The organism is Paludibacter jiangxiensis, from assembly GCF_001618385.1.
In the GTDB taxonomy this organism is placed as follows: domain Bacteria; phylum Bacteroidota; class Bacteroidia; order Bacteroidales; family Paludibacteraceae; genus Microbacter; species Microbacter jiangxiensis.
Window position 1 is genome coordinate 119,175 of sequence record NZ_BDCR01000001.1, and the last position, 26,022, is coordinate 145,196.

Genomic DNA, 26,022 nt, shown 5'->3' on the forward strand with positions numbered 1-26,022 from the left:
CTCTCTTACTTCTTCAACAACTTGTCGATATTTTCAAGATAATCGAGTGTATCATCCAAATAAAATGCCAGCTCCGGTACCACACGCATCTGATGGCGAATCTTTACGCCCAATTCGTAACGTATTGTTTTGGAATGTTCCTTGATAAGCGCCAAAGTTGATTCGGCCTTATCTCCGGGAAAGATACTCAAATACACCTTAGCTATGCTCAAATCGGGTGTAATCCGTACATTGGTAACGGTAATCATCACACCCGGATAGTTGCGGGCGATGCCGAGAAACATGCTACTCAGCTCTTTTTGCAACATCCGTCCTATTTTTTCTTGTCTTGTACTGTCCATAATTTGTTTTTATTTCAAAGCTCCAAAATTTCAGATTCCACACCGGCATTTCCGCGTGTCATTGATCTTTCGGATTATTATCTCACATTAATCATTAGCAATAAATCGCCATTCCATATCTTTCCATTCTTTGGCGTAATCTACCCCCACCCGCGGGGCTGTAGCAAAAGTGGTTATAACCGGTGTATCTTCCACCCACAATCGGTTCGAAGCACATAAGTCCTCTCCATAAAAGGATTTGTCGAGTTGCAACAAACGCCCTACCCTGCCCGAACCAATCACCTTATCGACACCTCTGATGAGTACTGCTTGCGGATGACCATCACCACCGGTAACAAAATTGAGCATCCAATACATGCCGTAAATAAGATACACGTAAATTTTGCCGCCTTCGTGGTACATCACTTCGGTACGTGGCGTACGCCCTTTACTTGCATGACAGGCCAAATCGTCTTCACCCAGATATGCTTCGGTTTCCACTATAACAAAACGTTTCTCCTCTCCGCTTTCAAAGCGACGCACGATGGTTCTTCCCAGCAACTCGCGGGCGACGGTAACGGCATCTCTTCTGAAAAAATCAGGATGTAAACGAGGGAAAGCGGTCATGTCTGTTTTACCTGCAAAATTAGGCATAATTTCTTGTTAGTGAAAGCACAAAAAAGCCGTCTGTTTCGAGACGGCTTTTATCCGTTCCCTGCATAAAGCAGGGAACTTAAGGAATATCTAATTAAGCTTTACCTGCGCTACCCAAAACGTTAACAGTTTTGTGCATGTAGAGTTTTTTCAACTCGTCGCGAGCCGGACCTAAATATTTACGAGGATCGAATTCGCCTGGTTTTGTTGCCAAAACTTCACGAACTGCAGCTGTCATAGCTAAACGACCGTCTGAGTCGATGTTAATTTTGCAAACAGCTGAAGAAGCTGCGTGACGCAATTGTTCTTCAGGAATACCGATAGAATCTTTCAATGCACCACCGAATTTGTTGATAGTTTCAACATATTCCTGAGGTACAGAAGAAGAGCCGTGCAATACGATAGGAAATCCAGGAATTTGTTTTTCGATTTCTTCGAGGATATCGAAACGCAATGGAGGCGGGATCAACACACCGTTTGCATCACGTGTACATTGTGCAGGTGTAAATTTGTTTGCACCGTGAGAAGTACCGATTGAGATAGCCAAAGAGTCAACTCCCGTACGTGTTACGAAGTCAACTACTTCTTCTGGTTGAGTATATGTGTGATGTTCTGCAACAACATCATCTTCAACACCTGCCAACACACCTAACTCACCTTCAACAGTTACGTCATGAGCATGAGCATATTCTACCACTTTCTTTGTCAAAGCGATATTTTCTTCGTATGGGAAGTGTGAACCATCGATCATTACAGACGAGAAGCCCATATCGATACAATCTTTACACAATTCAAAGCTATCGCCATGATCAAGGTGCAATACAACCGGAATTGCATAACCCAATTCTTTTGCATATTCAACAGCTCCCTGAGCCATGTAACGCAACAAGGTCTGGTTTGCATATTTACGTGCACCGCTTGAAACCTGCAAAATCACGGGTGATTTTGTTTCAACACAAGCAGCAATAATTGCCTGCATTTGCTCCAGGTTATTGAAATTGAAAGCCGGAATAGCATATTTACCTTCGATCGCTTTCTTAAACAACTCTTTCGTGTTTACTAATCCTAATTCTTTGTAGCTTACCATAGTATTTATTGTTTATTGTGTTTGAATTTTACGAGTGCAAAGATACTCATTTTAAGCAAGGAATCCCAGAAAAATAACATTTTTTCACGACACAGAAGCTGCATCGTTTGCATTCTTCCCGGCCGTCGGGGGCTTATTCCATTTGTCAAAATCCATGTATGGAAGAACAAGATCCGGAAACTGCTTCAAGGGCTTATACAGCAACGATCCGGGGGCATTTTCGGCCTCTTTACCGGTCACTTTATGGTGCGCCGACGAATATACATTTATCAAAACGCCCAACACCAACGCCACCTGTAAGACACCAATGGCACCGCCACACAAACGATTGAGCCACGAAAGTGCTACAGCTTTCGACACCTTGGTCATCATTCGCCCTAATAAATACAAGCCTAACCCGACTCCCACAAACAAAATAAAGAACGACAGGGGCAATGCCACCTTCGGAGAGAGATGTAACAACATTTCCAGAAACGAAGCAACCGGTTGATAAAAGAAACGGGCAAAGTAGATGCCCAGAACAATTCCTGCCAGAGTTGCCAGCAACCGAAAAGCTCCTTTTATAAAGCCGAAAATCATTCCGACACCCATCAGAACAAGAAAAAAACAATCCAATGTCGACATAAAACGGTATTAATATAAAAAACGGCCACGGATAACGACTCAGGTCTTCATCCGCAGCCGTTTATGTATGCTGCAATTAATTTAGTTACAATCAGAGGGTTTTCTTAACTTCAACTTCTTCGTAGCCTTCAATAAGGTCACCCGTCTTAATATCATTGTAGTTGGCTATATTCAAACCACATTCGTAGCCATTCCCAACTTCTTTGACATCGTCTTTGAAACGTTTCAAAGAGCCGAGCTCACCACTAAACACCACAATACCATCTCGAATAAGACGTATTTTGGATCCGCGTTTAATCTTACCTTCACGCACAATACATCCGGCAACAGAACCCACTTTGGTAATCTTGAAGACTTCCTGTACCTCGAGAGTTGCCACCACTTCTTCCTTGATTTCCGGAGAAAGCATTCCTTCCATAGCAGCTTTCAACTCTTCAATAGCATTGTAGATGATCGAGTAGAGACGAATATCGATCTCTTCTTTTTCAGCCAGTTTACGAGCAGACATTGAAGGACGAACCTGAAAGCCAATGATAATAGCATTTGAAGCCGCGGCAAGCATTACATCCGATTCGGAAATCTGACCGACCGCTTTGTGAATCACATTTACCTGAATTTCTTCGGTAGAAAGCTTAATCAATGAGTCCGAAAGCGCTTCGATAGAACCATCCACGTCACCTTTCACAATCACATTCAATTCCTGGAAGTTACCGATAGCAATACGGCGACCGATTTCATCCAGTGTAATGTGACGGCTGGTACGTAATCCCTGTTCACGTTGCAACTGTTCACGCTTGTTGGCAATATCACGGGCTTCCTGCTCTGTCGGCATCACATTAAATGTGTCACCGGCCTGAGGAGCTCCATCCAGACCAAGAATCAGCACAGGTTCTGAAGGACCAACACTTGTTACGCGTTGATTACGCTCATTGAACATTGCTTTTACACGACCAAAATGAGTACCGGCAAGAACCACATCTCCAATATTGAGCGTTCCGTCTTTTACAAGAACAGTAGCAACATAGCCACGTCCTTTATCGAGCGACGATTCAATAATTGAACCAGTGGCGCGTTTGTTCGGATTCGCCTTCAATTCAAGCAAATCGGCTTCGAGTAACACTTTTTCAAGCAACTCGTGCACACCAACGCCTTTTTTGGCGGAAATTTCTTGCGACTGGTACTTGCCTCCCCAGTCTTCCACCAGGTAGTTCATGTTAGCCAGTGCTTCTTTTATTTTTTCAGGATTTGCACCCGGTTTATCTATTTTATTGATAGCAAACACCATTGGTACGTTTGCAGCTGATGCGTGGTTGATTGCTTCAATTGTCTGAGGCATCACGCTATCGTCGGCAGCAACAATGATAATGGCAATATCGGTAACAGCAGCACCACGGGCACGCATGGCGGTAAATGCTTCGTGACCAGGAGTATCGAGGAATGTAATTTCACGACCGCTTTCCAACGTTACGTGGTAAGCTCCGATGTGCTGAGTAATACCACCGGCTTCACCTGCAATTACATTGGCTTTACGAATATGGTCGAGCAGTGAAGTTTTACCGTGGTCAACGTGACCCATCACAGTTACAATAGGCGGACGGGCTTCCATATCCTCCGCACGGTCTTCTTCCTGATCTTGTGCTATCGCGTCAATAACTTCCGAACTCACATATTCTGTTTTGTAACCGAATTCATCAGCAACAATATTGATGGTTTCAGCATCCAGACGCTGGTTGATAGACACCATCACTCCCAGATTCATACATGTACCAATAACCTTGGTTACAGGCACATCCATCATGGTTGCCAATTCTGCTACTGTTACGAACTCAGTAAGCTTCAGTACATTTTCGCTGTCGCGCTCCATTTCTTCACGTTCCTGCTGACGGGCTGAAACGCTATCGCGCTTTTCTTTTCTATATTTTGAGCCTTTAATCTTTTTCTCAGTCAAACGGGCAAGCGTCTCTTTGATCTGCTTTTGAACGTCTTCTTCGTTCACTTCCGGTTTGAAAGGACGTTTGGGCATATTTCCCTGACCTTTATGACGGTTATCATTGGGTCTTGCCGGATTATTGCCTTGTGGAACATTCGGTTTTGAAAGATCCACTTTTTCTTTGTGAATACGTTTCCGTTTTTCTTTTCGCTGGTCAGCATTCGCTGACCCTTGCTGGGTTGCAGGAGATGCCGCTGAAGGATTTGCCGGACGTTGTTGATTATTCGGCGTATTTTGTTGTTCGCGCTGTACACGTTCTTTCCGTTTTTCTTCTTTCGATTTTTTCTTCGGACGTGTTTGTTGGTTGAGAGCAGAAAGGTCAATTTTATCAACCACCTTTATATTCTGTTCTATCACTGTAGGTCTCAACTGGAATACTTCACCTTCATTTTGCACTTCCGGTTCTGCATTCTCTTTGGAACTATTATCTTCAGAAGGTTTTTCGATTACCTTCTCTACTACAGCCACAGGCTCTTTCACAACTTCTTTTACGGCTTCTACTTCAATTTTCTTTTCAACCACAACTGGCTCTGCTTTTGGAGATTCGGGTTCCGGAACAACTACAGGTTCTGGTGCCGGCTCTTCTATTTTTTCAGGTTTCTGTTCTACTACAGGTTCTGGTTTTGGTGCCGGAACTGGTTCTGGTTCTGGCGTAGGTTCCGGTTGCTTTTCGGGAGCCGGGGTAGCTGGAGCCGGTGCAACTTTTTTATCCAGTGCATCCAGATCAATTTTTCCTACAGTAGTAATATGTGGACGAATTTCATCCGACACAACCACCTTGATCTCATGCGTCACAGGCTTCGGTTCCGGTTTTGCTTCAACCTTGGGCTTATCTTTAGACACAGAAGCTTCGTAACCGGCAGCAGTAATCGTTTGTGCCTTTTCTTTTTCCTGGCGCATCTGAGTTTCCCGTTCCGACTTAATTTTCAGGTCTTTATCGTTGCTAAACTCTTTTACAAGAATAGTATACTGATCTTCAGAAATCTTGAAGTTGGGATTTTCCTCAACAACATGACCTTTTTTTCGTAAAAATTCGACTGCCGTCGAAAGTCCTACGTTCAAATCCTTAACTACTTTATTTAACCTGATACTCGACATAGTTTATATTTAGTGTGTTTGAAAAGATAAGCAAAAGTGATAGCCGATAAACCCAAAGACAATTCAGAACGTTTCTATTCCTGAACTTCGAAAACGCCCTATTACTCCTCAAATTCTGCTTTGATAATATTCAGCACCTCATCAATGGTTTCTTCTTCAAGGTCGGTACGTTGAATCAACTCCTCGCGAGAAATAGCCAATACACTTTTCGCCGTATCACAGCCGATAGACTTAAGCACATCGATTACCCATTGTTCGATTTCATCTGTGAATTCATCGAGATAAATGTCTTCTTCCTCTTCGCCTTCAATGTCACGGTAAACATCGATAGTATATTCGGTAAGCATCGAAGCCAAACGAATATTCATACCACTTTTACCAATAGCCATTGATATTTCTTCGGGCTTGAGGTAAACATCTGCTTTTTTATTTTCTTCATCCAAACGGATTGAAGATATTTTAGCCGGACTCAATGCTCTTGCTATAAACAAAGAAACATTAGCCGTAAAGTTGATAACATCAATGTTTTCATTACGCAACTCGCGAACAATACCGTGAATACGGGCACCTTTTACGCCGACACAAGCCCCAACCGGGTCGATGCGTTCGTCATAAGTTTCCACAGCCACCTTTGCTCTTTCGCCGGGGATGCGGGCAATTTTGCGAATCGTAATTAAGCCATCGTGAATTTCAGGAACTTCCAGTTCGAACAAACGTTGCAGGAATAATGGTGAAGTACGCGAAACGATAATTTTAGGATTACCATTACGATTATCTACCTTCACTACTACCATGCGAACAGTATCTCCTTTACGGTAAAAGTCGGCCGGAATTTGCTCTGTTTTAGGAAGAATCAGTTCATTGCCTTCATCATCCAAAAGCAGGATTTCCTTTTTCCACATTTGGTAAACTTCCCCTGTAACAATCTGACCGATACGATCTTTGTATTTGTTATAGAGATAATCTTTCTGAAGTTCCAGAATTTTTGATGCCAGCGTCTGACGCAAAGTCAAAATAGCACGACGACCAAACCCAAGGAAATCGACCGCATCGGTCACTTCTTCACCAACTTCGTAATCCGTGTCAATTTTTTTAGCATCGGTCAACGAAATCTGGCTGACAGGATCTTCCACTTCATCGTCTGCAACTACCTCCCGGTTATGCCAAATTTCAAAGTCGCCCTTATCTGGATTGATAATGACATCAAAATTTTCATCCGACCCGAACATTTTAGCTAAAGTGCCTCTGAAAGACTCTTCGAGTACACTGATTAGCGTAGGACGATCAATATTCTTCAGCTCTTTAAACTCGGAAAAGGTGTCAATTAAATTGACAGGTTCAACTTTGCTCATAGCTATTTGAATCTTATTAGATATTTTGTATATTTTACTTCGTTATAGGAATAAACCTCATCTTCTTCCACCGTGATTTTGCGCTTAGCTCCCTCCGGCTTTACCTGCTTTGTGACCGTCACTGTAAAAGCATCTTCAGCTGCATTTTTTAATATCGCGCTGAATTTTTTACCGCCTTTTGTAAGCACTTCCACTTCGTTGCCGATATTTTTCTGATATTGCTTTAACACTTTGAACGGAGAACCAAGGCCTGCAGATCCAACTTCCAGCTCATAATCTTCAATTTCTCTGTCAAGTTGCGATTCTATAAAACGACTCAATTCCGCACAATATTCAATATCGATGCCTTTTTCAGAGTCAATCTCCACCACGATATTGTTTTCGGGGTTCACTTTGACATCGACAATAAAATTCTCTGTATCAGCGATAAATGCCTCAACAAATTGATATATCTGTTCCTTTTGTATCATAAATTATCCGGATAGTGCATTAGCTGCAAAGATAATTATTTTTCATTGAATTACAACCGGTTATCACCCTCGACACATCACTCTGAAGAATAAAAAAACCCTATTGAAAGGACTTCAAAAGGGTTTCCCGGTCACTGCCTCGGCAGTATATCGTGTAAAACTATTATCCCTTTGAATTTAAGCACAAAAGACACATATCTCATTGAAAAACGGGTCTTTGGGTAGATGCTTAAATTGCTTTTGCGGTGAAGTTGCACGAACATTCCAACAGCAAAAACGTTGCAAAGGTACTATTAATTTCTTAAATAACAATAATCAGAACTTGGATTGCAATGGATTGAGAGATTATTTCATCATCTTTTTCATCACATCGCCAATAATTTTGATCCCTTTCTCAATTTTATCTTCCGCCGTATTGCAGTAAGAAACCCGGATATATCCGTTTGATGCCCCCTGGGGATCGAATGTTGAACCAACGACAAAAACAGCTCCTTCGGCAATAACCTCCTTGAGCAGTTCCATCTCATCAATTCCATCCGGCAGTTTTACCCAGATGTAAAATCCACCTTTAGGTTCTACAAATGAAGCTTCGGACGGGAAGTAACGTTTGATGGCATCAACCATGTATTCGCATCGTTTATGGTAAATACTGCGAACGCTTGCCACATAACTGTCAAGTTGTCCTGAAACAAGGAAACGGTGAGCCAACACCTGCGTAAATGTTGGTGAGCAGGCATCGATGCACTGTTTACAAAGTTCCGCTTTACGGTAAAATTCCTCCCCTACCAGCATCCAACCCAGACGCATACCTGGTCCGAAAATTTTTGAGAATGAACCGGTATAACAGATTTGTTGTTCTTTTTCCGACTGAACTTTCAACGGCACAATATGTTGTTTATCCTCTTCATCAAACCAAAGCTCGCCGTAAGCATCGTCTTCGAGAATAGGCACTTCTGTTGCATTCATCACGTCCAACAGCTCCCTGCGCCGTTCCGGGCTATAAGTCAAACCTGCAGGATTATGAAACGTCGGAGTAATATACAGAAACTTGGGATCTAATTTTAATGCTTCTTTCAACGGTTCAATCAATATGCCATGACCATCCATATTGATACCGTGGATAGTTGGCATGTAAGAACCAAATGCCGACAAAGCCCCGATAAAAGCCGGATTTTCGGTCAGCACCACATCTCCCGGATCTATAAACATCTTCGCCCAGATATTAATGGCCTGTAATGAGCCGGTGGTGATAATCAACTTATTGGTATCCATCGGAAAGCCTTTCTTGCGAAGCCACTCTCCGAGTGCTTCCAGCAATGGAGGATAACCGGTTGTAGGTCCGTATTGCATGGCAACCTGCTGTTCCTTCACCGACAAATTGTCGACTATTTCCTGCACCTCATGAATGGGAAAAAGCTCGTTATCGGGCATTCCTCCTGCAAATGAAATCATATCGGGACGCGTGGCCAGGCTCATCAGATCGCGAATGGCCGATGAACGCAACGCACTGACTGATTGTGAAAAACGAGTCATTTGAATAGATGTATTAGATATTAGAATTTTTTCAAACTTTGAACAGGTAAAGATACATTTTTTTGCCGACTTTTAGCTCCAAAACCGGCATTGATTACTTAAAAACAGACAGCTTCACCAAGCGAAAATTATGCATTTATGAATTTGGGAAGGGGTTTCCACCCCTAAACCCCCGACTTCCCTTTTGCCTTGAAGCAAAAAGGAAGCAAAAAATTCAAGGCGATGCTCGCTTCACTCAAAAAACTGGCGTTCGGAAGCGGGAAACGTCCAAACTTGTTTCCTCCTTTCGTCGGAAACTTCAAACAAGAACGGTTCTATCCGCTTTCTTACTTGTTTTTTGGTTCATCGAGCAAGGCCGTTCCTAATCTGACATAGCAACATTTACAAATTGAGAAGTATCCCTTTGCTAAATTTTTAAATACGGAATTCCCGCTTCACCTCCCGAAATTGCAACACATTAAATACAAATCGCTACCTTTGCACCACTTTATCCGATAGTTTAACAATGGAATCTTTCGACATTCGCGACCAACAACCACGTTCAGACACTGACAAAGAATACGAAAACGCTCTTCGTCCCCTTTCCTTCCTGGATTTCAGCGGACAAACGAAAGTCGTCGAGAACCTTTCTGTGTTTGTGAGTGCTGCCCGTATGCGGGGCGAATCGCTCGACCATGTCTTGCTTCATGGCCCTCCCGGCTTGGGAAAAACAACACTTTCCAATATCATTGCCAATGAATTAGGCGTCGGATTCAAAATCACCTCAGGACCTGTGCTCGACAAACCGGGCGATCTGGCCGGATTGTTGACATCACTCGAACCGAACGATGTGTTGTTTATTGACGAAATTCACCGTTTGAGCCCGATTGTGGAAGAATATCTCTATTCGGCCATGGAGGATTTTCGCATCGACATTATGATCGATAAAGGTCCGAGTGCACGTTCCATCCAGTTAACGCTCAATCCGTTCACACTGGTAGGTGCCACCACCCGCAGCGGACTACTCACCAGTCCGTTACGCGCCCGTTTCGGAATCAATTGCCATCTTGAATATTATGACGAATCGATCTTAAGCGCCATTATTCAGCGCTCGGCTAAAATCCTGAACGTGCCCTGCACCTACGAAGCTGCCGGAGAGATTGCTTCGCGCAGTCGGGGAACGCCGCGTATTGCCAATGCATTGCTGCGCAGAGTCCGCGATTTTGCCCAGGTAAAAGGCAATGGCACCATCGACCATCAAATTGCCTGCTTCTCTCTTGAAGCGCTCAACATTGACAAATACGGTCTGGATGAAGTGGATAACAAGATATTATTAACGATCATCGATAAATTTCAGGGCGGCCCCGTGGGTTTATCCACTATTGCAACAGCATTGGGAGAAGATTCCGGCACACTGGAAGAGGTTTACGAACCGTTCCTTATAAAAGAGGGATTTCTGAAACGCACACCACGTGGACGGGAAGTGACCCCTTTAGCATATAAACATTTAGGAAGAAAAAGTCCTGACGAACAGGGATTTCTTTTTTAAGTACATCAATCAACCTCTATAGTTTCAAAGGGAAAGCATGGCGGGAAAACAAATGAAATCGTTGGCGAAAGACACCGCCATTTACGGAGTCAGCAGTATTTTGGGGAAATTTCTGAACTGGTTACTGGTGCCTCTTTACACGTATGTATTAGCAAGCTCGGCCGATTACGGCGTGGTTACCAATTTATATTCATGGACGGCTTTACTGCTGGTTATTCTGACTTACGGCATGGAGACTGGCTTCTTCCGCTATGTCAACAAAGAAGAAAACAACCCCGACCTGGTTTACAGCACCTCCATGATTTCGGTCGGCATCACTTCGCTCATATTCGCAGTTTGGTGTGTACTCTTTGCGCCGCAAATCGGGCACTGGCTCGACTATGACAATCATCCCGAATACATATGGATGCTGGGATTATCAGTCGCCCTGGATGCTTTTGCGTCTATCCCCTTTGCATACCTGCGCTACCTGAAACGCCCTTTGAAATTTGCAGCGTACAAACTGCTCTTCATCTGCCTGAACATTCCGTTTAACCTCTTTTTCCTGATTGTATGTCCATGGCTGATGAAACACGCACCGCATACGATTGACTGGTTTTACAACCCGAATTATGGCGTAGGCTATGTGTTTGTATCCAACATCCTTGCAACAGCCATACAAACAGCATTTCTGGCTCCTTACATTTTTGCCGTTAAATTCAGGCTCGACACGGCTCTTCTTCGCAAGATTCTGAGATATTCGCTTCCATTGCTGGTGCTTGGTGTTGCCGGAATTATGAACCAGACGCTGGATAAGATTCTGTTTCCTTTCCTTTTACCCGGTGCAAAAGGAGCTTCGGAATTAGGTATATATGGCGCCACGTCAAAAATTGCACTAGTGATGCTCATGTTCACTCAAGCATTCAGATACGCTTACGAACCATTTGTTTTTGCACAAAAAAAAGACGAGAACAGCCTGACAGCATATTCCGATGCCATGAAATATTTCGTTATTTTTTCGTGGTTTATCTTTTTGGGCATGACATTATATATCGACGTGTTCAAATTCATTATCAAACACACTTATTGGACAGGATTGAATGTTGTGCCGCTGGTTTTGGTATCATTCATTTTTCAGGGAATATTTTTCAACCTATCGGTATGGTACAAACTGACTGACAAAACAATGTACGGCGCGTGGTTTTCTCTGATCGGAACTATTATTATAGTAGTTGGCAACGTACTCCTTGTTCCCAAATACAGCTATATGGGTTCTGCATGGGCAGCTTTCGGGTGTTATTTTGTGGTAATGCTGGTCTCTTATTTTATTGGACAAAAATACTTCCCCATTAATTACCAGCTAAAGACTATCGGGAAATATACCTTACTGTCACTTGTTCTGTTTTGTCTGGGCTGGTATATCAACCTGCATTACCTTCTGCTCAACTTGTTGTTCAGAACCGTTTTACTGGCAATATATGTTTGGCACATGACACGCCGCGATTTCCCGTTAACTCAAATACCCTACATCAATAAATTTCTGAAGAAATGATAATCGGATACGATGCCAAAAGGGCCTTTTGCAATCGTCGTGGATTAGGAAATTACAGTCGCGATGTTATTCGTTTAATGTCACAGTACTACAATGACAACCAGTATCTTTTATTCACGCCCTGCATCAGCGAAGGACTTTTCGTACCCGATACCTCGTCAACCCATACTATACTTCCACATCGTTTTCTGGATAAGAAAATCCCTGCACTTTGGAGAAGTAGCGGAATTTGCAATGACATCAAGGATCAACACCTTCACATTTTCCATGGGTTAAGCCAGGAATTGCCAGCCGGGATAGATAAAACAGGAGCCAAATCGGTCGTCACCATGCACGACGCGATTTTTGTACGTTATCCTGAATTATACGATCCCTTCTACAGAACAATTTTCACCCGGAAAAACCGTTATAGTTGTAAAGTTGCCGACCGGATTATTGCTATCAGCGAACAGACAAAAAGCGACATAATTGAATTCTTTGGGGCCGATGAATCCAAGATTGACATTGTATATCAAGGATGCAACAACATCTTCAGACAACCCGTATCAAAAGATCAGGTTGATGCCGTAAAGCAGAAATACAACCTTCCGAATGACTTTATCGTCACGGTCGGTGCTATTGAGAAGAGAAAGAATCAGGGCATTATTATTGACGCATTGCACCAAGGAAAAATAGATATTCCCTTAGTAATTATCGGAGGTAAAACAAAATATTCAGACGAAATCGCTCAAAAAATCAACAAATATTCTCTTGATCAGCAAATAGTTGTCCTAAGCAACGTTTCTACCGAAGATTTACCGGCAATTTATCATGCAGCATTATGCATGATTTACCCGTCTTTATTTGAAGGATTCGGAATTCCGATTTTAGAAGCTCTCTGTTCGCAAACGCCAGTTATAACATCGGGAGGAAGCTGTTTCGCAGAAACAGGAGGAGACGCGGCATTATATATCAATCCGAACAAAGCAGAAGACGTTGCTGACAAGTTAAGCAAAGTACTTTCAAACGAAGAACAACGTAAAACAATGATTACAAAAGGATTGATACACGCCGACAAATTCACAGACGAAAAAGTGTCACAACAATTATATAAAACATACAACTCCCTGTTGTAATAGAAAAACAGCTCGTGTTATAAAGAAATTGCCCTAATTATTCGCTTTTATGTTTGATTATTTGATTGTTGGAGCCGGCCTTTTTGGAGCTGTTTTTGCCCACGAGGCAAAGAAGAACGGAAAATCCTGTCTGGTCATTGACAAACGGAATCACTCCGGTGGAAATATTTATTGCCGCCAAACAGACAACATCAACGTACATGAATATGGTGCCCATATTTTTCACACCAGCGACAAAACAATTTGGGAGTATATTCAACAATTTGTACAATTCAATCATTATATAAACTCTCCCATTGCAAATTATAAGGGCGAGCTATATAATTTACCCTTCAACATGAACACTTTCTATCAGTTATGGAAAGTGCAAACACCCAAAGAAGCCCAACAAATAATAGCCAGCCAAATAGCCGACTTAAATATTCAGGAGCCGCAAAACCTTGAAGATCAAGCTTTGAAGCTGGTGGGAAAAGATATCTATGAAAAGCTAATTAAGGGATATACAGAAAAACAATGGGGAGTATCCTGTACGCAACTTCCACCGTTTATTATTAGACGGCTTCCAGTTAGATTTACTTTTGATAACAATTACTTTAACGACACTTATCAGGGCGTACCGGTTGGAGGCTACAATAAAATTATAGAAGGACTTTTGGACGGCATAGAGACACGGCTGAATATCGATTTTTTTACCGATCGGAATCAACTAACTAAGTTGGCTCATAAAATAGTTTATACGGGCTGTATCGATGAATATTTTGAATACCAATTGGGTGAATTGGAATATCGCTCACTCAAATTCGAACACGAACAGCTTGATATGCAGAATTTCCAAGGAAATGCTGTCTTTAATTATACTGATAGAGAAATCCCCTATACCAGAATCATTGAACACAAGCACTTTGAATTTGGTACACAAAAAACAACCATTATTACGAAAGAGTATCCGGTGCAATGGCAAAGGGGAATGGAATGTTATTATCCGATAAACAACGAAAAAAACACTCAATTGTACAATCGATATAAAGATTTGGCAAACGCTGAAAACAATGTGATTTTTGGTGGACGGCTTGGAGAATACAAATATTACGACATGCATCAGGTGATTGGTGCAGCATTAAAATCGGTGCAGAAAGAATTCAACCATGAAATTTAATACCATCTTATTCTCAGCATTCCACAAAGCTTATATACAACCTAAAGCCGAATGGATACAGCCCATTCATGTTGGAAAAGCTATATCTGACGATGATTTAGGATACCCGGGCGACGATACGGGAGATAACATCTCAGCTCTTAATCCAATGTTTTGCGAACTAACAATGCCTTACTGGATCTGGAAGAATGCTGACCGATCGGCTTGTAACTATTGGGGGCTCATGCACTACAGGCGTTATCTGGCACCCCCGACTCTGAATGATTATATCAGAATGCGGAAATCACGCTCCATCCAGTCTGATGAACTAGATAAATATCTTGGTGAAAAGACTAAAGCAAGAATAGACAAAGATCTGCAACGCTACGATGTCATCATGCCCTACAGACGAAGGCTGATCGTGGATGAGCAAAATATGACGATGGAAGAACAGTTCAACATGCTGCATATTACCGAACATTGGATAGCTACTCTGCAGGTGATTCGCGAAAAATTCCCGGATTACGAACAAAGTTTTCATCTTTTCCAAAAAGATAAAAGAATGTATTATGCCAATATGATGATCACTTCCTGGACGATTTGGGATAATTACCTTAGCTGGTTGTTTGAAATTCTTTTTGAAGTAAACACGAGAATAACCATTCCGGAAGATAGCTACCAAAAAAGAGTCTTTGGTTTTTTGAGTGAACGGTTATTAAATCTCTACGTATATCACAATCGACTAACGATCAAACGATACATCACACTCAACATCGAAAGTTATTGAAAAAAAATAACAAGGATATCTGCTAATAATCACATCTAAGGGCATAATGATTCAAAAAGACGATTTATTCGGAATAGTTGTATGGTATAATCCCTGCGAAGTTAATTTATCGGCCACAGACAGCTATGTAAACGAAGTCAACAAACTGATTATCGTAGATAATTCTGATGGAGACAATTCCCATTTAATTGAACAAAAGGGTTGGAAAAATACGATCTACCTTCCCAATCGTCAAAATAAAGGAATTGCAACGGCGTTAAACCAGGGATGCAGGCTTGCACTTGAACAGGGGGCTCAATGGGTTCTAACCATGGATCAAGATAGTTTTTTTGATAATGACGGAGTAAAATCTCTCATTCAGAAAGCCAACCATTACTGTAATTTTAATGAAACAGCTATTTTTTCGCCCCGGCATAACATCGAAGATGAGATAACGAAAGACAAGGTAAAACCAGAATATACAATAGAGAATGATGTTATGACTTCTGGCAACCTACTTTCTTTAGCGGCATTTCAAGCCACTGGTGATTTTTTGGACGATTTTTTTATTGATTTGGTTGATCTTGAATATTGCATTCGAATTAAGAAAAACGGATTTTTAATTGTCATGATTAATGATGTAACATTACATCATTTTTTGGGAGGAGGAACATATCAAACCACATTTCTGGGATTCAAAAAATCGTTTTATAATCATTCTCCTCTAAGAAAATATTATATTGCCCGCAATTCTCTTTACGTGGCCAGTCTGCATAAAGAGCAAAGCAAGAAGTACAGAAAATATCTTTTAAAACAAATCAAAAAGGTAGTTCTTTACGACAACTGTAATAAATGGATCAAATTGCGATTTATGATAAAAGGAATTCTTGACTACAGAAAAGGGATTAAAGGACCTTACACTGCACACTGACCAAACCTGTTTGTATCATAAATATTGCAACTAAGTTCTGTTATAAGGCTTTTCAGACTATGGACTATTCCATATTGCTTAATGAAAGAAAAACATTACACACTCATGAAAGAAAAAGTAGCTATCGTAATACCAATATACAAGACATCACTTACTCCTTTTGAACAGGTGGCTCTCGACAAGTGTGTGAACATATTGGGACACTATCCGATTTATTTTGTAGCTCCTAAATCGTTGCATATTGAAGAGATTGTTAATACAAAGACAGGATCAAAGATCATCCGTTTCCCCAACTATTTCTTCAAAGGAATTGCAGGATATAACCAACTGATGTTGAGCAGTTGTTTTTACGAAGCATTTACCCAATACGAATACATACTTATCTACCAGTTAGATGCTTACATTTTCGAAGACGAACTTTTAAGCTGGTGCGACCGAAACTATGATTATGTGGGTGCTCCCTGGATTCCAGCTCAAAAATATGAGCAAGCTTCCTACCAGCTGGGGCTTCGTGTCATGAATTTTTTAGGAGATATGGTTAGAATTAAAACGGGAGCTCAGAACTATTACAAGGTCGGAAACGGAGGGTTCTCTTTGCGAAAAGTAGATACATTCCTAAAAATAACACAGTTAGAAGAAAACCACATCAATTATTACTTATCGAAGAAGGGACCCCGATTTCATGAAGATATCTTTTGGGGTGTTGATATGGCAAAACGTCATAAAAACTTCAAAGTTCCAAAATGGGAAGAGGCTTTGGGCTTCTCTTTTGATGTAAGGCCTCATCTGGCATATAAATATGCCAATCACAAGCTTCCCTTTGGATGCCATGGATGGCATAAGCAGTCTCATTCTTTGTTTTGGGAAAAGCACATCCTCGATTATCCAAAGTTTAGAATACAAACAATTAAATAATATATAAGCTCATTTGGTGGCTTAACACACGCTCAAATATTTATCAAAATATGCACTCCTTTGTTTATACAAATGGACGCCTCTCTATTTTGTAAAATAATCACATGCCTTATCATGGCATCTATCGTGTTCGAAATCTTTTCCGGTCCTTTGCCATCCCCCATATGAGTAGAAAGAATCTACTTAACCACCTACTTCTTAAAAGCCATGCACCTATGTTCCTGGCATGATAATGCTTGAATGTTATCCCCTTTTTTTAAAACTACAGGTTAAACGTGATCTTGTTTCCTAACGCTTACCATCTCCCAAATGATTCGTAACCATAACAATGAACATGGCAAAGCCTGAAGGGCATTCGGCAGTATATATTGTTTATAAATAGTTCGAGGGAACAAATCGGACGGCCCGAAGCTAGCAAGCAACATCACGAAGATTAACAATCCCCAATCCCAGTACGAAAACGGACGTTGCTGGACGACAAACCAAATGGCAGCTCCCACTATGGCAATTATATAAGTATTCGGTTCGCTCCCGGTGCTAAACAACACAACAAACAGCAACACTGAAGCTAACATCCGTAATTGATATCCTTCATTTTTATATGCTTTGAAATTCAAAAAAGATATAGCGACAAGCAAGATTCCGGGCAAGATAACAAGCAAGCTTGACCACTCAAAATGACCGGTTGTTTTTTTGATCATTCCAATAAGAGAAACATTTTGCATCAATGCCGTATTGTTGTCTCCATTTTTCATAATAAGACCTTGCAACCATTCCTTGTGTTGGCTTACTACAAAATCGAAAGAAGAAAATAACATTGGCAATGCAAAAAAGACAATTCCCCATATCACGCTCCACAACACAAGCTTTGTTTTATGTTTTGAAAAGAAGAAGAAGGCAAATCCTACTATCCCATAAATCTTTACGAAGGTTCCCAACATTATCATAAATGCTGCCCAGCCGTCTTTCTCCTTTTTGACCATTGTATATGACAGAACAATTAATGCCGCAGTCGCTGTATTAAACTGCACATTAGTTTGGGCGATTATTAACGAATTGGTAACCAACCAGCACACGACCACTATTTGCCATTTCTTCAACGGAAGTTCTTTTAACGCTACAAACAACAGCAAACAAAGACAGAGCAGCCACAATGCACTTCCCAAAATATCGGGCAACAAAGCGAACGGAGCCATAATGACACTAAAGATGGGGCCGTAATGATTTAAATCTCCATACGCTTCAGGGCGGGGTTGGTATAAAGGATATTGCTCTACAAGATTCAAAAATGCATATTTATATATCTTGTAATTCCCGTGTATACCATGCGTAAGTTGCTTGATAACAATAACACCTACTGAAAGAACTGACCATACAGCCAGAATAAAGCGATAATCTGAAAAAACAGGTTTCTTAAAAAACCGAACAACGCTTTGTAACATAAAATCAATTTATTTTTTTAGACCTACAAAGATACACCTTTTCTACCAAGCAACCCCTATTTTTAGCATTCCCGGATTCATTCAGATGAGCAGTCATCGTTACAATACATTCTAAAACATTTTTTTATTTAATACATAAAAGAGTAAAAATAAAAAACTAATAGCTATTTTTGTACCGTTTGTTTGGCAACAGACAAAACCAATTTGTCAACTAAAATCATTACTTATTAATTACACCTTATGATTAAAAAGATGCTTTTTTGCATGAGCATGTTTGCTGTGCTCCTGCCTGGGGTTGCTCAAAAACCTGCCAATTTTTTCAACACAAAATTAGCTAACGGACTGGAAGTGTTGGTTGTTGAAGACAAAAGCGTTCCTCTTGCCACCGTTGAAATTACGACCAAGAATGGTTCTTACACAGAATCTCCGGAGTTCAACGGACTGAGTCACCTGTATGAACATATGTTTTTCAAAGCGAATAAGGATTATCCAAGTCAGGAAGTCTATATGGCCAAAACACGTGAACTTGGAATCATATTCAATGGAACAACCTCAGAAGAAAAGGTCAATTATTTTTTCACCTTGCCCAAGAATAATTGGCTAGCCGGCCTTAAATTCATGAATTCGGCTATCCGTTATCCATTGTTTTTGCCGGAAGAAATGAAAAAAGAAAATGTTGTTGTTGATGGTGAATTTCAAAGAAATGAATCCAACCCTTATTTTCCTCTGTATATGGCAATGAACAAGGCCTTGTGGGGTGATCTTTTCAGTCGCAAAAATGTGATTGGTGACCATACAATCATCAACACGGCCACTCCTGAGAAAATGCAGGCTATCAAAGACAAATACTATTGGCCAAACAATTCGATGCTTATTATCTCGGGAGATGTGAACCACTCGGAGGTTTTTGCCAAAGTGAAAGAAATCTTCAGTTCGTGGAAAGCATCCGGCTTTGATCCTTTCAAAAAGTGGCCGATTCCCGAATTCAAACCTCTGACAAAGAATGACTATTTTGTTGTTGAGTCAAAAAACGCAAGAGTACCTATGTTTATGCTTGGCTGGCATGGCCCGGACACCCGCAACGACCGTCCGGCAACCTACGCTGCTGATGTATTTTCTTTTATCCTGTCTCAAAACTCGAATAAATTCCAGAAAGAGCTTGTAGACAAAGGCATCGCTTTGCAAACCCAGGTCAATTATCAGACCTTGAGCCATGTAGGCCCTATTCGTGTAATTGTAGTGCCCAACCCGGGCAATGTCGCTGCATGTGCTCAAGCGTTGAAAGAACAAATTGCCCAGTGGGATTCTCCCGATTATATCACAGACGAACAACTGGCAAATGCAAAACGTCAGCTTGAAATTCAGAACCTTCAGGAATTTGATGTAACCTCATCGTTGTCGCACAGTCTGGCTTACAATTGGTGTACTGCCGATCTGGACTATTTCTACAATTATGTTGCCAATGTAAAGAAGGTAACCAAAACCGACCTCCAGAACTACGTTCGCAAATATATTAAAGGCAAAAACTATTGCGCGGGATTATTAATCAATCCAGCACAAAAAGATCAGTTAAAGCCGGAAACCTTTTGGAAAGAATAACTGAACAACTAACAAAATTATCAACTACTAAATATTAAACAAATGAAATTCAAGATATTTGGAACTTTGATGATATTATTGGCCTGCAATTTTTACATACAGGCTCAGGATGGTGTCACAGAAATCAACATAAACGGGTTAAAGGTGATTTTCAAGCCTTCAACCAAACAAACTGTCAGCGCTTATCTGTTCTTCAGAGGCGGAACTTCCAATTATTCGGCACAGGAACAAGGTATCGAATCACTTGCCTTAAGCGCAGCGATAGAATGTGGCACTGAAAAATATCCGAAAGATGCATTCAAAGATATGGCCGACAAATATGGCATTAGCCTGGGGAATAACTCAGCATTCGATTTTGGCTATATCAGCATGAGCTGTGTCAAACCTTACTTTAACGAAGGATGGGATTTGTTCACCGAAGCAGTAAAACATCCGGTATTCGACACGAAAGAGTTGGCGTTACTTCAACAAAAAATGATTGCAAACCTTAAATCCATGGAGAGCAATCCGGACAATGCGCTCACAAAACTCACTATGCTCGATGCATTTAAGAACACGCGCTATGCCATTCGCCCGGAAGGTTCGGTAGAAACCGTTAGCGCTTTCAAACAGGAAGATATCAAGAAATATTACACCCAACTATTGAACGCAAATCGTTTATTATTGGTTATCGTGGGGAATATGACTGCACAGGAAGTAAAACAAAAGGCAGAAGCTGCATTTTCACAATTACCATCAGCTCCGGTTGCAAACGTCAATGCTCCGGTTGCTACTCAAATAGATTCGAATTCGCTAAACGTTGAAAGCCGCAAAATTGCGACCAATTACATGGCCGGAATCATGGGAGCTCCGTCTATTGCCGATCCCGATTTCAATGCTTACAGATTAGCATTCACTATCCTGTACGACAAACTTTTTGAAGAAATAAGAACAAAAAGAAATCTTTCTTATGCACCATCAGCCTCATTATCAAGCGGGCTCATTCCATATTCACGCATATATGTCACAACCACCAAACCCAAAGATGCTGTTGTTGCCATGACTGATGAAATTAAACGGTTGCGAAACGGAGGCTTTACTGCAACTGATCTCAGAGATGCAAAAAGTCAGTTATCCACTTCTTATTTCATGAGAAATGAATCCACCTCAGCCAACGCTATGGCATTGGGGATTGCAGAAATCAAGGGCAGTTGGAAAAATGAAATCTCGCTCTTAGACAAAATCAATGCAGTAACACTTCCTCAGATGCAGGCGGTATTTACCAAATATGCTGATGGTATCAAATGGAGCTATCTGGGCGATGAAACATTAGCCGACAAAGAAGCTTTTGGGAAAACAGTGAAGTAACTTTACCCGAATAAATGACAAAGGCAGTCCGTTTGAGACTGCCTTTGTTGTTTTATATAGTGCGACAATCTATTTTTCGCCGTAAATAACGCCAAGCAATGTTTGTCCTACCACGAGAAGGGTTTGTTTATCGACATTATCCATTGTATCATGAGTAGTGTGCCAGTAACTGCCAAAGCCGGTCTGACTGTGTGGATCGAAATGAATTATATCAATACAGGGAATTCCGGCCAACCGATTGACATAAATATGATCGTCGGTAATTGCGCCACCGGTTCCGTCGACAAAATTGGAAGTAAAACCATATTCGCGAGCCTTATTCCAGACTTTATCTACAATTGAAGGGGCAAAATTCAACGATTCCTGTTCTTTATAAAAGACAGCTCCAGGGGCTCCCACCATGTCCAGTAAAATTCCGAAACGAGCCTTATATCCTTTTACATGCGGATTTTTAGCCCAGTATTGGGTACCCAGACACCACGAATCTTCATCGTGCGTACCCTGATAAAATTCAGGAGTTCCATAGTCTTCCGAATCAAGAAAGATAATATCAACCCCGACCGCCGGCTGTTGCTTATTAAGTTGCCGGGCTACTTCCATCAGCACCCCCACCCCGCTGGCAGCATCGTTAGCACCCATAACAGGCTTGTGATGGTTTGCCGGATCTTTATCCTGATCGCACCAGGGACGACAATCCCAGTGAGCACAGAGTAAAATCCGCTCTTTCAGCTCAGGTTTATATGAAGCAATAATGTTGGTCGACTTCAGAATAGTTCCGTCATATCCTTTCAAGTCGGCTTTTTGCCGAATTACCTTTGCACCAAAAGCCTCCATCTTTGACACCAGATAATCCGCACAAGCATCATGCGCCTTTGAATTAGGAACCCGTGGACCAAAATCGCATTGGCTTTTCACATAAAGAAAAGATGAATCGGAATCAAATTGCGGTACAGCTACCTGTGCTGTCTGATCGGTGGAAGTCGACTGTTTGCTGGCAGAACTGCAACCAATCACGAAAAGCAGAAGACAACATACGGTTGTAAATTTATTCATATGGATAATAGCTTAAAACTTATATTTCAATGAAACTTTGGCATCAAATGTAGCATAGCTCACAAAAGGGAAATGTACATAATTGGATGTACGGATAAAACTCCGCTGTTCAAATGCCAGACCTAATGAAGGGGACAGGTCAAAATCAAAGGTTGGCGTAATCATAAAGATAGACGTACGTCCCTTATCTCCCTGAGCATTCAAATACAACTGCTGTTCGTGAGTAAGGGTCGTCAAATCAAGTCCGTTCGGATAGCCTTTCCACGTATAAATACTTAGATTGTACAATTTAATTCCGAATTCACCAACGCCTTTATACTGCAATGTTGCACTCAGATTAATACTAAATCCCTGTCCCATACTATATTCCCGGTTCATTAGTTTGAAGTGGTCCGACAAAGACGCTCCCAACAAAACAACACTCGCATAACTTGCTCCAATAAAACCGAGTTTTTCATTTTCGGTATCCAGCTTATAAAGCAGTCCCGGCCCAAACGAAACAGTTTCTGCAATTTGATAAGGCGTAACGTTAGAACCAGTCGACAAAACCGGGTTTGAATCGAAAAAGTTGAAATGCTGGTAAAGGCCAAGAACCAACTGTTGCTTATTTGACAGTTCGACATTGCGACCGGCAAGTAAGCCGACTGCATTGACAGAGCTAATGGTAGGTTGACCACCCCCGAAACTAAAATTCATCCGGATATTAAACCAGTCGTACGGTTGATAATTCTCTTTCTCAAACGGGTTACCGTGTTTTGCCTGAAATCCCCAGTCTGTCGTATATGCGCCCTGAAAAGCATGGCCTTTTTCAGATACATATCTTTCACCAATTGAAACTTCAAACACTGTAGGGTTATAACGAAAATACTCCGAACGGCTATTCCGTTTTACCCTCCATGCTTTTCCTGTCAGAATACGGTTAAAGCCCTGCAACGGAGAAAGAAGTCCCCCCAGAAGTTCTCGTCCCAAACGAGCAGTACCGGTTCTGGAATCATCATACACTGACGATGAAAGCCTGAATAGCATTTCACCCATCATTGCACCTCCCAGAGTCGTCGCCATTAAATCATTGATTGCCGGAGGTTCCGTCTCCATCAAATTTTCCCACATCAGGCTTCCGCAAAAGGAATAGGGCAACGATTGCCAGAAGTTCATTCCATTGGAACGGGCTGCAGCAAAGTACAAACCACCGTGGTACGGGTGAGCAAACAGGTTCGTATTTAATTGGTCATTATCCCATACCCATTTATGCGTAAGATTCTGCTTCATGCTGGCCAAACTGATTTTCGCAAACTCAGCTCCTCCCAGATAATCCACACCCCATACGCCCAGATTCAATCCAACTACTTCGGCGGCGGCGACCAACGGTTTTTTCTTCAATTTCTCTACAGTCTGCTGAATACTATCAGAATACGCAGGCACCCCGTGTGACTCTGCGATGCCCTGAGAAAATACGGGCAGACAAGAAGTTAATGCAAGTAGCAATATATAAATTATTCGCTTCATCATCTGCTTGATTTCAACAAATTAGGCAACACAATACCTAATTCAATAATTGGTTTAATATCCGCAGAGGTTTTCCGGGAAAAGAATTTACGCACAGAATAACCTCCCGAACAAATCACGGATACCTGCTTATCAAGTGCCAGTTCAAAATTCACCCGGCCTTCCGCCGACAAAGCTGTCTTTTCTCCCGTATCTATGAATTTGGAGATAAAACTAGCGCCGGCATCCGAGCTCAACGTAAGTCTTCCGATCTGTTTGTACAATCCTAAACGATAAAAGAACGCACCCGAAGAAGTTGAATGCGGCGCATCATAAGGCGTTCCTAATCCGAGAATTGTGTATGAAATACGGTTCATAAAGCGAAATCCAACATTCAAGGTAGCCAGATTGCTGTAATAAATCACAGGGCGTATTTTCGTTTTGGGAGAGATGGAGACTAATCCGATTTTGAGAGTAGAAGAATCTGCCGAATAATTTACGAGACCCAGCTGAACACCTTTCATTCTACGGGCAAAATTGGCAACTCCAACTTGCACACCCCGCATGGATGTTGCATAATTAAATCCAGACAGCTGAAGGCCACTACCATTATTCAATGTAAAGTTAACAATACCTGACAGCTGGGCTCCATGCATATCGTTAGCCACGTTAAAACCTCCGGCTACCTGCACTCCTGACAACATCTGTCCGGTTATATTCATAAGAGCCGCAGACTGAAGACCATCGGTATTAAACATACAGATATTTTGCACACCTGACAATTGAACCCCATGCTGATTTACAAGATTCATATTGGCCAAACCCCCAATCTCAACGCCACTCATAGACGCTTTATGAATATTGTAAAGACCTGACACGGTGAGACCTTTGGCGTTTCCTTCAATACGGGAATAGAAACCGGCCACCTGTACGCCTGTCATCTTACCTGTCGTAATCCCACTAAATCCATTTGCACTGAATCCATAGAGATTATTTACTTTGGACTGCAACAGCCCGACAGAAACCATCAATGAATTATCGTAAGTATAAGGGGCAATCGCTACAGGATTCCATAGCGATACATTCAAACATTTAACATCTGTTTGAGCAGAAAGAGAGCCTGTCAGTAAGCAGGTAAATATCAAAATTAAAATATTACGCATATAGGCTCTTCTATAAAAAAGGTACACAAAGGTATTTATTTTTCGTTTTACTGCAAGCAAGGCTTTTATTTTTCATTTTTCTCCTATATCTATTTGCACTATCTTTGTCAGTGTATTTTATATAACCAGATTGCATCATGCTTGTTTTACTAAAAAAAGAATTTGCCAACTTCTTCAGTTCAGCGGTAGGTTACATCATTGTTGGCATCTTCCTTTCCCTTACCGGACTTTTCTTATGGGTATTCCCCGGAGAATATAATATTCTCGATTCGGGTTACGCACAGCTAAACGGACTTTTTTCGCTCGCTCCCTGGCTCTACCTGTTTCTGATACCGGCAATTACCATGCGGCTCTTTGCCGAAGAAAAACGGATGGGAACCATCGAACTCATCTACACCCGCCCTATCAGTAAACTACAAATCGTTGCCGCCAAATATCTTGCAGGCATGCTTCTGGTAGCAATCTCTCTTATCCCCACCATCATCTACTATTTTTCGGTCTACCTAATGGCTGAACCGGTAGGCAACATTGACTCCGGCGCTTTTTGGGGATCTTTCATCGGACTGCTCTTTCTGGCCTCTGTTTATGTAGCAATCGGGATATTCACCTCCGCATGTACCAGCAATCAGATTATCGCTTTTGTATGCGCTGTAACTCTAAGCTTTGTCTTCTACTTTGGGTTCGACCTTGTCGCTTCACTCTCCCTTTCCGGCGCCATGCAGGCATTTATTGCCTCCATTGGCATCAACAGTCATTACATTGCAATGAGCCGGGGAGTAATCGACAGCCGCGATGTTGTCTATTTTCTGAGTGTAATAACCGTGTATTTCCTGTTTACACGTTGGATTATCAGGGCAAAATAAAATAATTGGCGCCGTATCGTG

23 protein-coding genes are annotated in these 26,022 nt (G+C 41.6%); 11 read left to right on the forward strand and 12 right to left on the reverse strand.

Translation table 11 applies throughout. The features are described 5' to 3' along the window. Positions 1 to 5: 5 nt before the first annotated feature. From rbfA to PJIAN_RS00440, 8 genes are all read right to left on the reverse strand, one after another. The gene (rbfA, locus tag PJIAN_RS00405; protein ID WP_068701060.1) at positions 6 to 341 is read right to left on the reverse strand and encodes a 30S ribosome-binding factor RbfA; all 336 of its coding nucleotides are present in this window, start codon (positions 339 to 341) and stop codon (positions 6 to 8) included. Positions 342 to 428: 87 nt separating this feature from the next. Further along, complete coding sequence (locus PJIAN_RS00410) at positions 429 to 974, reverse strand: DNA-3-methyladenine glycosylase (RefSeq protein WP_236714351.1); 546 nt, start codon at positions 972 to 974, stop codon at positions 429 to 431. Between the two features lie 94 nt (positions 975 to 1,068). Then, on the reverse strand, positions 1,069 to 2,061 hold the full coding sequence (locus PJIAN_RS00415) for a class II fructose-bisphosphate aldolase (RefSeq protein ID WP_068701061.1): 993 nt from the start codon (positions 2,059 to 2,061) through the stop codon (positions 1,069 to 1,071). Positions 2,062 to 2,145: 84 nt separating this feature from the next. Next, positions 2,146 to 2,685 carry a CvpA family protein gene (locus PJIAN_RS00420; protein WP_068701062.1) on the reverse strand — a complete coding sequence of 180 codons (540 nt, stop codon included), beginning with the start codon at positions 2,683 to 2,685 and terminating at the stop codon, positions 2,146 to 2,148. A gap of 91 nt (positions 2,686 to 2,776) precedes the next feature. Continuing rightward, positions 2,777 to 5,773, reverse strand: a complete 2,997-nt coding sequence (gene infB, locus PJIAN_RS00425) for a translation initiation factor IF-2 (protein ID WP_068701063.1) — start codon at positions 5,771 to 5,773, stop codon at positions 2,777 to 2,779. A 101-nt stretch (positions 5,774 to 5,874) separates the two neighbouring features. Beyond that, entirely contained in the window at positions 5,875 to 7,125 is a 1,251-nt protein-coding gene (nusA, locus tag PJIAN_RS00430) for a transcription termination factor NusA (RefSeq protein WP_068701064.1), read from the reverse strand. Between the two features lie 2 nt (positions 7,126 to 7,127). Next, a complete protein-coding gene (gene rimP, locus PJIAN_RS00435) occupies positions 7,128 to 7,595 on the reverse strand; it encodes a ribosome assembly cofactor RimP (protein WP_068701065.1) in 468 nt (155 codons plus the stop codon). A 345-nt stretch (positions 7,596 to 7,940) separates the two neighbouring features. Next, positions 7,941 to 9,128 carry an aminotransferase-like domain-containing protein gene (locus PJIAN_RS00440; RefSeq protein ID WP_068701066.1) on the reverse strand — a complete coding sequence of 396 codons (1,188 nt, stop codon included), beginning with the start codon at positions 9,126 to 9,128 and terminating at the stop codon, positions 7,941 to 7,943. 222 nt (positions 9,129 to 9,350) lie between these two features. Between PJIAN_RS00440 and PJIAN_RS00445 the strand changes: the two genes are divergently transcribed. From PJIAN_RS00445 to PJIAN_RS00480, 8 genes are all read left to right on the forward strand, one after another. Beyond that, positions 9,351 to 9,503, forward strand: coding sequence for a hypothetical protein (locus tag PJIAN_RS00445; RefSeq protein WP_153802435.1), 153 nt, complete (start codon positions 9,351 to 9,353; stop codon positions 9,501 to 9,503). A 130-nt stretch (positions 9,504 to 9,633) separates the two neighbouring features. Beyond that, on the forward strand, positions 9,634 to 10,656 hold the full coding sequence (ruvB, locus tag PJIAN_RS00450) for a Holliday junction branch migration DNA helicase RuvB (RefSeq protein WP_068701068.1): 1,023 nt from the start codon (positions 9,634 to 9,636) through the stop codon (positions 10,654 to 10,656). A gap of 37 nt (positions 10,657 to 10,693) precedes the next feature. After that, positions 10,694 to 12,187 (forward strand): lipopolysaccharide biosynthesis protein, encoded by a 1,494-nt coding sequence (locus PJIAN_RS00455; RefSeq protein ID WP_068701069.1) that lies wholly within the window; start codon positions 10,694 to 10,696, stop codon positions 12,185 to 12,187. After that, positions 12,184 to 13,302 carry a glycosyltransferase family 4 protein gene (locus PJIAN_RS00460; protein WP_068701070.1) on the forward strand — a complete coding sequence of 373 codons (1,119 nt, stop codon included), beginning with the start codon at positions 12,184 to 12,186 and terminating at the stop codon, positions 13,300 to 13,302. Before PJIAN_RS00455 ends, PJIAN_RS00460 begins: the two co-directional genes overlap by 4 nt. Positions 13,303 to 13,351: 49 nt before the next feature. Then, positions 13,352 to 14,458, forward strand: coding sequence for a UDP-galactopyranose mutase (gene glf, locus PJIAN_RS00465; RefSeq protein ID WP_068701071.1), 1,107 nt, complete (start codon positions 13,352 to 13,354; stop codon positions 14,456 to 14,458). After that, positions 14,448 to 15,224, forward strand: coding sequence for a DUF4422 domain-containing protein (locus PJIAN_RS00470; RefSeq protein ID WP_068701072.1), 777 nt, complete (start codon positions 14,448 to 14,450; stop codon positions 15,222 to 15,224). Before glf ends, PJIAN_RS00470 begins: the two co-directional genes overlap by 11 nt. Before the next feature lie 46 nt (positions 15,225 to 15,270). Beyond that, entirely contained in the window at positions 15,271 to 16,134 is an 864-nt protein-coding gene (locus PJIAN_RS00475; RefSeq protein ID WP_068701073.1) for a glycosyltransferase, read from the forward strand. 105 nt (positions 16,135 to 16,239) lie between these two features. Then, positions 16,240 to 17,049, forward strand: coding sequence for a DUF5672 family protein (locus PJIAN_RS00480; protein WP_153802436.1), 810 nt, complete (start codon positions 16,240 to 16,242; stop codon positions 17,047 to 17,049). A gap of 269 nt (positions 17,050 to 17,318) precedes the next feature. Here PJIAN_RS00480 and PJIAN_RS00485 read toward each other — a convergent pair whose 3' ends face one another. Further along, on the reverse strand, positions 17,319 to 18,491 hold the full coding sequence (locus PJIAN_RS00485; RefSeq protein ID WP_068701075.1) for a glycosyltransferase family 87 protein: 1,173 nt from the start codon (positions 18,489 to 18,491) through the stop codon (positions 17,319 to 17,321). A 240-nt stretch (positions 18,492 to 18,731) separates the two neighbouring features. Between PJIAN_RS00485 and PJIAN_RS00490 the strand changes: the two genes are divergently transcribed. Both PJIAN_RS00490 and PJIAN_RS00495 read left to right on the forward strand, forming a co-directional pair. After that, positions 18,732 to 20,090: a M16 family metallopeptidase gene (locus PJIAN_RS00490; protein WP_068701076.1), complete on the forward strand. Its 1,359-nt coding sequence runs from the start codon at positions 18,732 to 18,734 to the stop codon at positions 20,088 to 20,090. 42 nt (positions 20,091 to 20,132) lie between these two features. Then, entirely contained in the window at positions 20,133 to 21,437 is a 1,305-nt protein-coding gene (locus PJIAN_RS00495) for a M16 family metallopeptidase (protein ID WP_068701077.1), read from the forward strand. A 69-nt stretch (positions 21,438 to 21,506) separates the two neighbouring features. On the opposite strand, the gene PJIAN_RS00500 is transcribed toward PJIAN_RS00495, so the two are convergent. Genes PJIAN_RS00500 through PJIAN_RS00510 form a run of 3 tightly spaced genes read right to left on the reverse strand, consistent with a single transcriptional unit; the run spans position 21,507 to position 25,138 of the window. After that, entirely contained in the window at positions 21,507 to 22,490 is a 984-nt protein-coding gene (locus PJIAN_RS00500; RefSeq protein ID WP_068701078.1) for a M20 family metallopeptidase, read from the reverse strand. Positions 22,491 to 22,502: 12 nt separating this feature from the next. Beyond that, positions 22,503 to 23,999, reverse strand: coding sequence for a DUF3943 domain-containing protein (locus tag PJIAN_RS00505; protein WP_068701079.1), 1,497 nt, complete (start codon positions 23,997 to 23,999; stop codon positions 22,503 to 22,505). Further along, positions 23,996 to 25,138 (reverse strand): LA_2272 family surface repeat-containing protein, encoded by a 1,143-nt coding sequence (locus PJIAN_RS00510; RefSeq protein ID WP_068701080.1) that lies wholly within the window; start codon positions 25,136 to 25,138, stop codon positions 23,996 to 23,998. Before PJIAN_RS00510 ends, PJIAN_RS00505 begins: the two co-directional genes overlap by 4 nt. 137 nt (positions 25,139 to 25,275) lie before the next feature. Here PJIAN_RS00510 and gldF point away from each other — a divergent pair, with 137 nt between their 5' ends. Continuing rightward, positions 25,276 to 26,001: a gliding motility-associated ABC transporter permease subunit GldF gene (gene gldF / locus PJIAN_RS00515; RefSeq protein WP_068701081.1), complete on the forward strand. Its 726-nt coding sequence runs from the start codon at positions 25,276 to 25,278 to the stop codon at positions 25,999 to 26,001. Positions 26,002 to 26,022 lie beyond the last annotated feature (21 nt).

Coding starts and splice junctions, on each gene's coding strand:
- ruvB (WP_068701068.1), top strand. CDS start 9,634: ATGGAATCTTTCGACATTCGCGACCAACAACCACGTTCAGACACTGAC.
- PJIAN_RS00490 (WP_068701076.1), top strand. CDS start 18,732: ATGATTAAAAAGATGCTTTTTTGCATGAGCATGTTTGCTGTGCTCCTG.
- PJIAN_RS00455 (WP_068701069.1), top strand. CDS start 10,694: ATGGCGGGAAAACAAATGAAATCGTTGGCGAAAGACACCGCCATTTAC.
- PJIAN_RS00485 (WP_068701075.1), bottom strand. CDS start 18,491: ATGTTACAAAGCGTTGTTCGGTTTTTTAAGAAACCTGTTTTTTCAGAT.
- glf (WP_068701071.1), top strand. CDS start 13,352: ATGTTTGATTATTTGATTGTTGGAGCCGGCCTTTTTGGAGCTGTTTTT.
- PJIAN_RS00445 (WP_153802435.1), top strand. CDS start 9,351: ATGCTCGCTTCACTCAAAAAACTGGCGTTCGGAAGCGGGAAACGTCCA.
- PJIAN_RS00415 (WP_068701061.1), bottom strand. CDS start 2,061: ATGGTAAGCTACAAAGAATTAGGATTAGTAAACACGAAAGAGTTGTTT.
- PJIAN_RS00470 (WP_068701072.1), top strand. CDS start 14,448: ATGAAATTTAATACCATCTTATTCTCAGCATTCCACAAAGCTTATATA.
- gldF (WP_068701081.1), top strand. CDS start 25,276: ATGCTTGTTTTACTAAAAAAAGAATTTGCCAACTTCTTCAGTTCAGCG.
- PJIAN_RS00500 (WP_068701078.1), bottom strand. CDS start 22,490: ATGAATAAATTTACAACCGTATGTTGTCTTCTGCTTTTCGTGATTGGT.
- PJIAN_RS00505 (WP_068701079.1), bottom strand. CDS start 23,999: ATGATGAAGCGAATAATTTATATATTGCTACTTGCATTAACTTCTTGT.
- rimP (WP_068701065.1), bottom strand. CDS start 7,595: ATGATACAAAAGGAACAGATATATCAATTTGTTGAGGCATTTATCGCT.
- PJIAN_RS00460 (WP_068701070.1), top strand. CDS start 12,184: ATGATAATCGGATACGATGCCAAAAGGGCCTTTTGCAATCGTCGTGGA.
- PJIAN_RS00420 (WP_068701062.1), bottom strand. CDS start 2,685: ATGTCGACATTGGATTGTTTTTTTCTTGTTCTGATGGGTGTCGGAATG.
- nusA (WP_068701064.1), bottom strand. CDS start 7,125: ATGAGCAAAGTTGAACCTGTCAATTTAATTGACACCTTTTCCGAGTTT.
- PJIAN_RS00440 (WP_068701066.1), bottom strand. CDS start 9,128: ATGACTCGTTTTTCACAATCAGTCAGTGCGTTGCGTTCATCGGCCATT.
- rbfA (WP_068701060.1), bottom strand. CDS start 341: ATGGACAGTACAAGACAAGAAAAAATAGGACGGATGTTGCAAAAAGAG.
- PJIAN_RS00510 (WP_068701080.1), bottom strand. CDS start 25,138: ATGCGTAATATTTTAATTTTGATATTTACCTGCTTACTGACAGGCTCT.
- PJIAN_RS00475 (WP_068701073.1), top strand. CDS start 15,271: ATGATTCAAAAAGACGATTTATTCGGAATAGTTGTATGGTATAATCCC.
- PJIAN_RS00495 (WP_068701077.1), top strand. CDS start 20,133: ATGAAATTCAAGATATTTGGAACTTTGATGATATTATTGGCCTGCAAT.
- PJIAN_RS00480 (WP_153802436.1), top strand. CDS start 16,240: ATGAAAGAAAAAGTAGCTATCGTAATACCAATATACAAGACATCACTT.
- PJIAN_RS00410 (WP_236714351.1), bottom strand. CDS start 974: ATGCCTAATTTTGCAGGTAAAACAGACATGACCGCTTTCCCTCGTTTA.
- infB (WP_068701063.1), bottom strand. CDS start 5,773: ATGTCGAGTATCAGGTTAAATAAAGTAGTTAAGGATTTGAACGTAGGA.